The 11,546-nt window shown below is 41.2% G+C and carries 8 protein-coding genes and 2 pseudogenes; 6 read left to right on the forward strand and 4 right to left on the reverse strand.

Annotated elements, in window-relative coordinates; translation table 11 throughout:
• Positions 1–230 precede the first annotated feature (230 nt).
• Positions 231–857 carry a nucleoside triphosphate pyrophosphatase gene (locus tag H5125_RS08480; RefSeq protein ID WP_182744013.1) on the forward strand — a complete coding sequence of 209 codons (627 nt, stop codon included), beginning with the start codon at positions 231–233 and terminating at the stop codon, positions 855–857.
• Between the two features lie 206 nt (positions 858–1,063).
• Here H5125_RS08480 and H5125_RS08485 read toward each other — a convergent pair whose 3' ends face one another.
• Together H5125_RS08485 and rluC are read right to left on the reverse strand one after the other, a co-directional pair.
• Positions 1,064–1,717 (reverse strand): HAD-IA family hydrolase, encoded by a 654-nt coding sequence (locus H5125_RS08485; RefSeq protein WP_182744014.1) that lies wholly within the window; start codon positions 1,715–1,717, stop codon positions 1,064–1,066.
• A 31-nt stretch (positions 1,718–1,748) separates the two neighbouring features.
• Positions 1,749–2,705 carry a 23S rRNA pseudouridine(955/2504/2580) synthase RluC gene (gene rluC / locus H5125_RS08490; RefSeq protein WP_011636963.1) on the reverse strand — a complete coding sequence of 319 codons (957 nt, stop codon included), beginning with the start codon at positions 2,703–2,705 and terminating at the stop codon, positions 1,749–1,751.
• Positions 2,706–3,332: 627 nt separating this feature from the next.
• On the opposite strand from rluC, the gene rne reads away from it, so the two are divergent.
• The 3 genes and pseudogenes from rne to H5125_RS08500 form a co-directional block, all read left to right on the forward strand.
• Positions 3,333–6,701 (forward strand): ribonuclease E, encoded by a 3,369-nt coding sequence (gene rne / locus H5125_RS08495; RefSeq protein WP_182744015.1) that lies wholly within the window; start codon positions 3,333–3,335, stop codon positions 6,699–6,701.
• Between the two features lie 234 nt (positions 6,702–6,935).
• Positions 6,936–7,144: pseudogene (locus tag H5125_RS22455) on the forward strand (SulP family inorganic anion transporter); the annotation flags it as partial.
• 3 nt (positions 7,145–7,147) lie between these two features.
• Positions 7,148–7,567 (forward strand): annotated as a pseudogene (locus tag H5125_RS08500) (STAS domain-containing protein); the annotation flags it as partial.
• Positions 7,568–7,816: 249 nt separating this feature from the next.
• Here H5125_RS08500 and H5125_RS08505 read toward each other — a convergent pair.
• Complete coding sequence (locus H5125_RS08505) at positions 7,817–8,734, reverse strand: bifunctional methionine sulfoxide reductase B/A protein (protein ID WP_182744016.1); 918 nt, start codon at positions 8,732–8,734, stop codon at positions 7,817–7,819.
• A 162-nt stretch (positions 8,735–8,896) separates the two neighbouring features.
• Here H5125_RS08505 and H5125_RS08510 point away from each other — a divergent pair, with 162 nt between their 5' ends.
• Positions 8,897–9,736, forward strand: coding sequence for an isopenicillin N synthase family oxygenase (locus tag H5125_RS08510; RefSeq protein ID WP_162023386.1), 840 nt, complete (start codon positions 8,897–8,899; stop codon positions 9,734–9,736).
• A 130-nt stretch (positions 9,737–9,866) separates the two neighbouring features.
• Complete coding sequence (gene ylqF, locus H5125_RS08515) at positions 9,867–10,808, forward strand: ribosome biogenesis GTPase YlqF (RefSeq protein ID WP_059745525.1); 942 nt, start codon at positions 9,867–9,869, stop codon at positions 10,806–10,808.
• A gap of 182 nt (positions 10,809–10,990) precedes the next feature.
• On the opposite strand, the gene H5125_RS08520 is transcribed toward ylqF, so the two are convergent.
• Positions 10,991–11,476, reverse strand: coding sequence for a low molecular weight protein-tyrosine-phosphatase (locus tag H5125_RS08520; protein WP_182744017.1), 486 nt, complete (start codon positions 11,474–11,476; stop codon positions 10,991–10,993).
• Positions 11,477–11,546 lie beyond the last annotated feature (70 nt).

The raw sequence follows: 11,546 nt of genomic DNA on the forward strand, positions 1-11,546 counted from the left end.
TTTGAAAACGCTGGAGTCAAAGAAAATTTCCGTAAAAATACGGTAACCTCACCTAACAAGGAACTTTAGGTACTCTTTAAATCCGGCATTGAATTTGAAAGTTGGTAAATTTTACCGAACCCAACCCCATCACACAAGCATTACTCGAGAAAAATGATCCATTTGCATAGATGAATACAGTAAACTGACTAATATTCTGTTATTAGCCAATAAATAATGAAACAAAACCAATGAAATTCAATCTTGTACTTGCGTCAACCTCACCTTTTCGTCAACAACTAATGCAAAAATTAATGCTGCCTTTTAGTTGTGTTAACCCAGATATTGATGAAACCCCATTAAAAGATGAGACAGCATTAGCATTGGTTAAGCGCTTAGCCGAGCAAAAAGCATTAGCAGGCGCGAACTTAATTGATCAAACATCTGTGCCGCAATTAATTATTGGTTCCGATCAAGTCGCGCTGATTAACGGTCAAATTATCGGTAAGCCTTATACTGTAGACAATGCGATAGCTCAATTAAGCTCAGCATCTGGTCAAGCAATTACTTTTTATACAGGTCTTGCTGTATTCAATAGTGCCAATCAACAAATGATATCTTGTGTTGAACCGTTTACGGTTCATTTTAAACACTTATCTGCTGCGCAAATTCGCTATTACGTCGATGCAGAGCAGCCACTATATTGCGCGGGGAGTTTTAAATGCGAAGGGTTAGGCATTGCCTTATTTAGCCGTTTAGAAGGTGACGACCCAAATAGCTTAATTGGACTACCATTAATTAAGCTGATTGATTTACTCTCACAACACGGTGTAGATGTTCTTAGTACAGCAGCAGAATGCTCAATCAACGAATATTAATATCGAATACTAATATCGAATATAAGGTCGATACCGAATCTAAAAAGGTGCATTGATGAAGGTAATGGTGTTTGCGCTTAATGTGGGAACGATAACAGGTGTAACACCGAGATAAGCTAAGCAACATATAAAGCGTATGCTATGCAGCATCGAACACTTATATTCGATGCTGCATTACACATCTGGCAATACATCACCCACAATAATTAAACATAGTCATGTATCGCCGATGGTTGGTCGACAATTGCGCGTGGATTTAACGTTTTCAATCTAGCTTCATTATGTGCGCCGTAACTCACACCGATACTCGCCATGCCAGCATTATTGGCCATGGTTAAATCATGAATCGAATCACCAATCATGACGGCTCTATCGGCAGCAACATCAAAATATCTCAATAATGAATGCAGCATCTCAGGATCTGGCTTGCTCTTAGCGTCATCAGCGCAACGCGTCGCATGAAAATACTGTCCTAAGCCTGTTAATGCTAATACCTTGTCTAGACCATCTCGTCCTTTACCCGTCGCCACAGCTAATTGATAACCAGCCGCATGTAGATTAATAATGAGCGACTCTACCCCCTCAAATAGAGGTGTAGGCTGCTCATTGGCAAAATGATGACGTCGATAACAATCAATAATCTGTTGATGGTTTTGGTGACCAGCAAATAAAATCGGCATGATTTTAGGTAAAGATAAGCCTATGACATCTCTAATTTGTTGCTCAGTGGGTATAGGTAAAATTAATTCTTGTGCTACATCTTGCATACAAGACACTATTTTACCTACGGTATCCATTAGTGTGCCATCCCAATCGAAAATGACTAGTTCATAAGCTTTATCTTTAATGTTCAATATCATGCCCTACTTCATTTGCACATATCTGTGGGTGTTATACTCTTTTCAATTTATCAAGAGTGCTCAATAACACTGGGTCTAAAGGCGCTTTAACTTGCATGATTTCATCATTTTCTGGATGAGTGAATTTAAGTTCAGCCGCGTGTAAAAACAGACGGTCTAACCCTAAAGCACGCATGCTGTCGTCAAATTGTTGCTCGCTGTATTTATCATCACAAGCAATTGCATGGCCTGCATACTGACAATGTACTCGTATTTGATGGGTTCGCCCTGTAACAGGACTCGCCTTAACTAAAGTACACCCTTGGTAACGCTGCATGATCTTATAGCGGGTTTCTGACTCTTTACCCTCTTTGTTAACCCGAACGATTCTCTCGCCCGACTTTAAGGTAATTTTTAATAGCGGTGCTTTAACCACTTTATCACTTGCTTGCCATTCACCACGCACCAACGCTAAATAATCTTTTTGCATGGTTTTACTGCGCAATTGCTCATGTAAATGCTTTAGTGCACTTCGCTTCTTAGCCACAAGCAGCACACCCGAGGTATCTTTATCTAATCGATGCACTAGCTCTAAAAACTTTTGCTGTGGTCGCAGTGAGCGTAATCCTTCAATCACACCATAATCGACACCGCTGCCACCATGTACAGCAATACCAGCAGGCTTGTTTAACACGATAAGATGATTATCTTCATGGATAATACGATCTTCAAGCTGTGACACTCTGGATAAATTAGGAGATGGTGCCTTGCGATTGTCTTTTTCGGCAACACGAACAGGCGGTACTCTTACGATGTCACCAATTTGTAATTTGTATTCAGGCTTGATGCGTTTTTTATTTACCCGCACTTCCCCTTTGCGCACAATCCGATAGATCATGCTTTTAGGAACACCTTTTAATTTAGTTAGCAGAAAATTATCGATTCGTTGTTCAAAATGATCTTCGTCGATAGTCACGTATTCAACTTGGGGGGTAGTTTCAGTATTCATGATGCGCCATATAGTGGTAACCCCAATAGTGTACCTTATCTTGCAAATGATTGGCTATTGCCGCATCAGACTTGAAATAAATACATGAAAGAATATAGGCTTTTGATTGCTGAAAATAACGTTTGTTGCTATATTTGCCCACAGGTTGAGAGTAAACAGTGGATAAAGTGTTCACAACTTTGACCAAATGCGAAACACTAGCAGTTAAAAAAATGAACCTAATCGGTAGCAACTCATTGATTTGCAAATTGTATTAATTAAAAAACGACAAAAACCGTTTGTGCAATTAAACCGTAAGTTTTGAATAAAGATTTCAATTTAACTGTAGTAAATCGCCCCAAATTCGAACAACATTTTAGCTTGTTATCAAACAAACCGATTCGACTTGGGCATTAACGGATTAAAATACCATAATTTATGGGGTTGGTTGTTAGTCAACCAATTCCTTGTTTTTGTAAACATTAGAAAATAAGCCATAAATAGGATGCGACACGCAGTGACTGCGTTTTACAGTAATGAGCACCTAATTGCCTGGATCTAGCCGTGAGGTTATACCGATTAATTCAGGCCCGTAATGCAGAAAAAATCGTGTTGTTTGATGACCTCATTTAGAAGAATCACGTCATCATGAAACGTATGTTAATTAATGCAACTCAATCAGAAGAGTTGCGCGTAGCCCTAGTTGATGGGCAAGAACTGTATGATTTAGACATTGAAAGTCCAGGTCACGAACAGAAAAAATCAAATATCTATAAAGGTAAAATCACTCGAGTAGAACCGTCACTTGAAGCCGCATTCGTTGATTACGGTGCAGATCGTCATGGTTTTTTACCCCTCAAAGAAATTGGTCGCGAATACTTCCCTAAAGGTTATTCATTCCAAGGCCGCCCAAACATTAAAGAAGTGGTACAAGAAGGCCAAGAAGTCATCGTTCAAATCGATAAAGAAGAACGTGGCAACAAAGGCGCTGCACTAACTACCTTTATTAGTCTTGCTGGCTCTTATTTAGTATTAATGCCAAATAACCCTCGTGCTGGCGGTATTTCTCGTCGTATCGAAGGTGATGAACGTACCGAACTCAAAGAAGCAATGGCTGAGCTAGAAGTACCGAATGGTATGGGCTTGATTGTGCGAACTGCTGGTGTAGGCAAAGAATCAACAGAGCTAAAGTGGGACTTAAAAGTACTACAACATCATTGGGACGCTATTCAAGAAGCTGCTCAAAGTAAAGCCGCGCCATTCTTAATTCATCAAGAAAGCAACGTGATTGTTCGCGCTATTCGTGACTACTTACGTCGCGATGTGGGTGAGATCCTTATCGATCACCCACGTATTTTCGAAGAAGCTAAATTGCACATTGGTTTAGTTCGCCCCGATTTTGTAGAACGTGTAAAACTATATGATTCTGAAGTACCGTTGTTTACTCACTTTCAAATTGAGTCTCAAATCGAGTCAGCGTTCCAACGTGAAGTGCGTTTGCCTTCAGGCGGATCAATTGTTATTGACCCGACAGAAGCATTAACGTCGATCGATATCAACTCAGCCCGTGCAACTAAAGGCGGCGATATTGAAGAAACAGCACTCAACACTAACCTTGAAGCTGCGGATGAAATTGCTCGTCAATTACGTCTACGTGACTTAGGCGGTTTAGTGGTTATCGACTTTATCGATATGACACCTGTTCGTCATCAGCGTGAAGTTGAAAATCGTTTACGTGATGCAGTACATCACGACCGTGCACGAGTGCAATTGGGTCGTATTTCTCGCTTTGGTTTAATGGAAATGTCGCGTCAGCGTCTGCGTCCATCGTTAGAAGAATCAGCAGCTCACTTGTGTCCACGTTGTCATGGCCAAGGCACTATTCGCAGTACTGAATCATTAGCGCTATCGATTTTACGTTTAATGGAAGAAGAAGCCATTAAAGAGAACACTACACAAATCGAAGCGATTGTACCGGTTGATGTTGCTGCGTTCTTATTAAACGAGAAACGTAAAGCAATTCGTATTACCGAAGAACGTCACGAAGTTGAAGTTTACATCATCCCAGATGCACACATGCAAACACCTGATTACCGCGTTGTACGTCGTAAGAGTGATGATGAAGTCAGTGAATCTAGCTATAAACGAGTAGAACAACCCGTCGCCAAATTGTATGAGCCTCGTAAGCTTGAGCGTGCAGCGTCTCCTGAGCCTGCATTAAAAGGCTTTACTGCTCCACAAAAAGCAGCTGAAGATACAGTAAAAGCAATACCTGCAAATGTCGCTCCGGTGGCAACGTCTAATCAGCCAGGATTCTTCACTCGAATGATCTCAGCAATTAGCGCCTTATTTTCAGGTAATGAAGCTGAGGCTAAAGATACCAAAGCAGCTGAACCAACGAAAGAAACGGCTCAAACTAACACCCGTCGTAATACCCGTCGTAATGACACTCGTAACGACAGCACTAACCGTAATGACAAACGCAATGATAGTCGTCGTCAGCGAAATGACAGCGATAAATCAAAAGACAGCACAGAAGCTCGTCCTCAGAATAAGCGTAATGAACGTAATAGCAGAAATACGGTTCAAGATGACAACGCCAAAAACAAACCGAGAACTGAGAAAGTTGACAAGCCATTGCCTGTCAATGAAACAAAAGCAACAGAGGTTAAAGTAACAGAGCCTAAAGTTGCTACGGAAAAATCTCCAAAACAAGAAGCTGCTCGTGAGCGTCGCCAGCGTCGTAATTTACGTCGTAAAGTGCGTATTGAAAGCGAACAGAGTGAAACATTACCAACAACCGATGTTAATGATAATAAATCAACTGAGCAATCAGTTGAGGTAATGACATCAGAACCTAAAGCGGTAGAGTCAAAAGTAGCTGAAGAAAAAACATCAGAAACTAGAGCGCCACGCAGTCGTCGTCAACCTCGTAAAGAGAAGACTGAACAGGCGGTTGAAGCACCAGCAGAAAATGGAACAGAGCAAACAACTGATCCAGTTACTGAAGTAGCAAATGTTACCAGTACTGCTGCTCCAGTTGAAACTGACGCTACTGCCGTGGTTGAAGTAAAAACAGAAACAACTCAAGCAGATGTTGATACTGTCACTGAAACGGTAGTTGCTAGCACTGACGTTGCAGCTGAAACTGATGAGTCAAACACGAGCGCAGAAGATATTACAACAGACAGCGAAGCTGAAGGCCGCGAAGGTCAACGTCGTAGTCGTCGTAGCCCTCGCCACTTACGTGCAGCAGGTCAACGCCGTCGTCGTGATGATGAAACGGGCTCTACTCAACCAGCCGTTTTCACACCTAATGATGAGCTAGAAAAGCAATTAGACGCTGAACAAGCTAGAGCTCAAGCGAAGACTCCAGATATTGAAGGTGAAGCAATTGCTGAAGTCGTTAATACACCTGTTGAACCCGTTACTAAGCCAGTTGAAGCCGTAGAGACAGAAGCTAACAAAGCTGATGCTGTAGCGGTTAATGTTGAAACAACTGAAACGCCAGTAGAAATAAAGGTGGCACCTCAAGCAGTAAAAGCACCTGAGGCCCCTGAACTTAAAGCTGAAGTAGAAGTTGCTAAAACAACGGTTGATGTTGAAGCTAAACAAGCACCGGTAGCGACAGTGACTGAAACAACATCTATTGAAACTGAAAAAACCGCAGCGTTAACTAGCAAGCAAGATAAATCGGTTGCGGCCAATTCCTCTGCGCCAATGGCTAAGCCTGCTGCAATTGTGCGCCAAGCTAAACCTGAAGTGGTAAAAGACGTCACGGCGGCAATAGCAGCCACGGTTGCTGCTGAAGTTGCACCGTCGATAAAAGCACCTGTAAAAACAAGTCGCTTTGGTTCTATGGTGTCATCTGACACGACTAAACCTACGGTCGATGTACGTGAGCAGAAAGCTGTACCTCAAGGGCGTACTTATGAAGCGCAAGCAACTGAAAGCAACACTCCCAAAGTAGCAAAGAATAACAGTGCATCTGCTGATATGACTCGCCCTGGAGAGTAACGATAATAAGGGGCTAACTAGCCCCCATTATTTATAAAGCCATGCTTAGCATGGCTTTTTTATTGACAATATTAATAGAAAACTCAAAAAACAGCCTCATTGAATTGATATCATCACAGTTCAAAAATCAAGTGTTTTTTGTTGAAATAATCCCCCTTTTTATTAACTTACAAACAAAACCAGAGGTTAAATATTCGATCTCATTCGCCATAAACAAGTAGTAGTAAAGCCGATATTTTGTCAGGATTAACCGTGGCGTTAGCCTAATCCCAGAAGCAGTTGCCTTTGCGTTCGTCGCCCATGTTGAACCTATGGTAGGAATATACGCTGCCTTCATTATGGGTTTAATCACCGCATTAATTGGCGGGCGATCAGGTATGATTTCCGGCGCTACAGGTGCTATGGCAGTAGTCATGGTGTCATTAGTGATTGAACAAGGTATAGGGGCATTTACCGATCTGGCTTTTTGCTGTGTTTGTTGGTGTTATCGTATCTGCTTTGGTGTTTGCATGGCAACACGCAAAACACATCAACATTGACATAAGTGAAGACACAAATGGCTGGAAAATATATCGCTTAAATGGGCCATTATTCTTTGGCTCAGAGGTTAATTTCCTTGAAGTATTTGATGCTGAAAACGATAACCAAGATGTGATTATTGATTTTCAAAATTCACGAGTGGCAGATCATTCAGCGTTAGAGGCTATCGATACCTTAGCTAAACGTTATGTGGTTGCGGGGAAACGTCTGCCTTTACGTTACTTAAGCCAAGATTGTAAAGCCCTACTCCTAAAGCACTTGATTTGGTTGAAATTTACCTTATTGAAGATCTGCACAACAAAGTGGCCGACGATAAATTAGACTAAACGGACATAATACCAATGCCAATAATTATCTGGTCATTCAGCGGGAGCTACTCAGGCTTTCCATTTCTTTGTTGCATTGTTTTACAAGGGAACAACCATTCTTTCAACAATGCGCCTCAAACTGGAAAACCTGAGAGGCTCTGATTGAGCACATAATTAATGGAATTGATATAAAAAAAGGGGTGATTGAATATTCAATCACCCCTTTTTTATTATGATTAGCCCTAATACAAGAGCAAAAATTTTAGTTTACACTTTACGCTTATCTGCAAACTTACTCATGACTTTATCAAATTTAGGCTTAACCACTAATTGGCAATAAGGTTGTTCACCATGCTTTGCAAAGTAGTCATCATGATAATTTTCAGCAGGATAAAATGTGTCAAACGCACTGATTTCGGTCACTATCGGCCTAGGCCAAAGTTGTTGTTCAGTTAACGCATGAATAAATCGGTTTGCAGCATCTACTTGTTCACTATTATGGGCAAAAATAGCTGAACGATACTGTGGCCCTTTATCATTACCCTGTTGATTAAGTGTGGTCGGATCGTGGCTTTCAAATAGTACGCTAAGTAAGATGTCAAATTGAATAACCGCAGGGTCAAATTCAATATGAACCACTTCTGCATGAGCTGTTTTACCAGAACACACTGCGTCATAATTTGCATCTTTTGCTTCACCGCCACAATAACCTGATTTAACACTTAGCACGCCATTAAGTTGAGCAAAAATAGCCTCAACACACCAAAAACACCCAGCGCCAAAAGTGGCCTTTTGGAAAGAAGCTACCGCCGAACTTGATTGCGCTAACTCATCACGGGATTTAAAAATCATCGATACTGAATTAACACAATGACGAACATTATTATCCGTTAAATGCTCGCCTTCAAACACATGACCTAAATGACCGCCACATTGTGCACAGGTGATTTCGGTTCGATGACCATCAGCATCAGGAGTATGTTCTACTGCGCCCTCGATTTCATCATCAAATGCAGGCCAGCCACAATGTGCATTAAATTTATGTTCACTGTTATAAAGAGGTGCATGGCACTTTTTACATAAATAAACGCCTTGCGCATCATGATCAACATATTCACCGCTGAAAGGCCGTTCTGTACCTTTTTGTTCAATTACATATTTTTCAAATTCGGTTAAATTATTCATTGTCGGCTCTCATTGAGTTGTTTGTCGCAAATATTAACAAAGGATACGTGAGATCCGCAGTATCAGTTCAACCAATACAACATGAAGACACGCAAAGAATTGCGACAAAGTGTGACTAAGGTTACCATTAGCAGTGGGTCAACACACTAATAAGAAAATATAATGAAACTAAATACAATTGATTACTTAGCACCAGATAGCGCTGAGCGCTTTGTTGAATCGCTTCAACAAACAGGTTTTGGGGTACTATCGAATCACCCTATTCAAAAGCAACTTGTCGAAGACATTTATAAAGAGTGGTACAACTTTTTCCAATCTGAACAAAAACATGACTTTTTGTTCAAGTCAGAAACACACGATGGATTTTTTCCTGCATCGATTTCTGAAACAGCCAAAGGTAACAATGTAAAAGATATCAAAGAATATTATCATGTGTATCCTTGGGGCCGTATTCCTGATTCACTTAGATCCAATATTCTTGCATATTATGAACATGCCAACACCCTAGCTGCGGAATTACTCAGTTGGATTGAAAAATACACACCTGCAGATGTTGCGGCAAAATATACGATTCCACTACCAGACATGATTGCACAAAGCCAACAAACCTTGTTGCGGATTTTACATTATCCACCAATGAAAGGTGATGAAGAAATGGGCGCTATCCGCGCTGCAGCGCATGAGGACATTAACCTCATCACTATATTACCTGCAGCAAATGAACCTGGATTACAAGTGAAAACCAAAACCGGTGAATGGATTGACGTACCTAGCGATTTTGGCAGCATCATTATTAACATCGGTGACATGTTGCAAGAAGCATCGGGTGGCTATTTCCCTTCGACATCACATAGGGTAATCAACCCTGAAGGGGCAGACAAAACCAAATCACGGATTTCATTACCGCTGTTTTTGCATCCGAATCCAGAAGTCGTGTTATCAGAGCGTTATACCGCTGACAGCTATTTACAGGAAAGATTACGTGAATTAGGCGTTATTTAAGCATTAATGCTTCATTTAGCAATGATACTAAGCGCCTTCGGGCGCTTTTTTTATGCATTTAATCTGCTAACGAGGTAGAATATCACTTTTGTATTTATTGTATTTACTCTCCGGTTTATAAGGCAACATCATGGCAATTCAGTGGTATCCAGGACACATGCACAAAGCACGTAAAGAGATCGAGGAGGCAATGCCTCAAGTGGATCTCGTTATTGAAGTGCTCGATGCACGTATTCCATACAGCAGTGAAAATCCGATGGTGTCACAACTACGTGGTGATAAACCCTGCATTAAATTACTGAATAAATCTGATTTAGCCGATCCTAAGGTTACCGCCCAATGGATTGAATACCTAGAACGTGAACAAGGCGTTCAGGCATCAGCAATCACAAGTTTACAACCCAGTATGGTAAAAAGCATTCCTGATCTTTGCCGTAAACTGGTGCCACACCGTGACATTATGGAAAAAGACATCCGCACCATGATCATGGGTATTCCTAATGTTGGTAAATCTACAATTATTAATACCTTAGCGGGTCGCACTATAGCCAAAACAGGTAATGAACCTGCAGTCACAAGACGTCAGCAACGTATTAACTTACGTAACGGAATCGTACTATCGGATACTCCGGGCATTTTATGGCCAAAGGTAGACAATGAAGCCAGTAGCTATCGCCTTGCTGTCACTGGTGCAATTAAAGATACCGCTATGGAATACGAAGATGTGGCAATGTTTGCTGCTGGCTATTTCCTTAAAGCCTATCCCGACGAAATTTGCGAACGTTATAAGCTTCAATCGCTACCCGCCAGCGATATCGAATTACTCGAAGCTATCAGTCGTTCCCGCGGAGCACTTCGCCCTGGCGCACGAGTTGATTACCATAAAGTATCTGAACTCTTACTACATGAATACCGCTCAGGGAAAATCGGACTATTAAGCCTTGAAACTCCAGCGATGGCTGAAGTAGAAAAAGAGGAAGTTGCACGTAAATTAGCTGAGAAAGAACTCATTAAACAGCAGAAAATAGAGCAAGAGAAACTTAAACGCTCCGGTAAACGTTATAACGATTAAGCCGAACAAAGTCTAGGTCGTCAACATCAATGCCGGCCTAGCACTTATCATTCAGAGTGAACAGCCATGCTTAAGTAGTTTGAATGAAGTAACCATGCTTAAGTAGCCTGAATTAAGTAACCATAATTAATTAACCTAGATAAGTAGCCTTAGTTAAGTCTTCTTAGTTAATTGATTATATTTCAACGTTTAGCTAACTTAACCGCCAATGCCATTAAACTGGCTTCAAGTAAATCGATAACCATCTCAAATCCTCGCTCACCACCATAATATGGGTCAGGTACTTCTTCGACTAACGAATCACCATAGCTTAATATCAACTGTAATTTATATCGTAAATGGACAGGACACCTTTGTTTCAAATCAGCTAAATTGGCAAAGTCTGCCGCTAAAATCAAATCAAATCGTTCAAAATCAGCATCGATAACCTGCCGAGCTGTCATTCCTGAAAAATCAAGTCCGCGCTTGTTGCCAGCAATAATACTGCGACTATCCGGAGCATGCCCTTGATGATAAGCAATAGTCCCTGCAGAATCGATATCAAGTTGAAGCGAGTGACGTTTCATTTGTTGCCTAAACACTGCCTCTGCAGTCGGCGAACGGCAAATATTGCCCATACAGACAAACAACACCGAGCGAACATTTAAAAGATATTTATCATCGATCATTGATAACCGCCATTATCTCCAGTTTTATATCATCACTTAATCATGTTGCCGATACCTTAACCGGGGTTAT

This window comes from Shewanella sp. SR44-4, from assembly GCF_014163715.1.
Lineage (GTDB): Bacteria > Pseudomonadota > Gammaproteobacteria > Enterobacterales > Shewanellaceae > Shewanella.

Bases quoted from the DNA above. Each gene is read 5' to 3' on its own strand.
- H5125_RS08480 (WP_182744013.1), top strand. From the start codon at position 231: ATGAAATTCAATCTTGTACTTGCGTCAACCTCACCTTTTCGTCAACAA.
- H5125_RS08485 (WP_182744014.1), bottom strand. From the start codon at position 1,717: ATGATATTGAACATTAAAGATAAAGCTTATGAACTAGTCATTTTCGAT.
- rluC (WP_011636963.1), bottom strand. From the start codon at position 2,705: ATGAATACTGAAACTACCCCCCAAGTTGAATACGTGACTATCGACGAA.
- rne (WP_182744015.1), top strand. From the start codon at position 3,333: ATGAAACGTATGTTAATTAATGCAACTCAATCAGAAGAGTTGCGCGTA.
- H5125_RS08505 (WP_182744016.1), bottom strand. From the start codon at position 8,734: ATGAATAATTTAACCGAATTTGAAAAATATGTAATTGAACAAAAAGGT.
- H5125_RS08510 (WP_162023386.1), top strand. From the start codon at position 8,897: ATGAAACTAAATACAATTGATTACTTAGCACCAGATAGCGCTGAGCGC.
- ylqF (WP_059745525.1), top strand. From the start codon at position 9,867: ATGGCAATTCAGTGGTATCCAGGACACATGCACAAAGCACGTAAAGAG.
- H5125_RS08520 (WP_182744017.1), bottom strand. From the start codon at position 11,476: ATGATCGATGATAAATATCTTTTAAATGTTCGCTCGGTGTTGTTTGTC.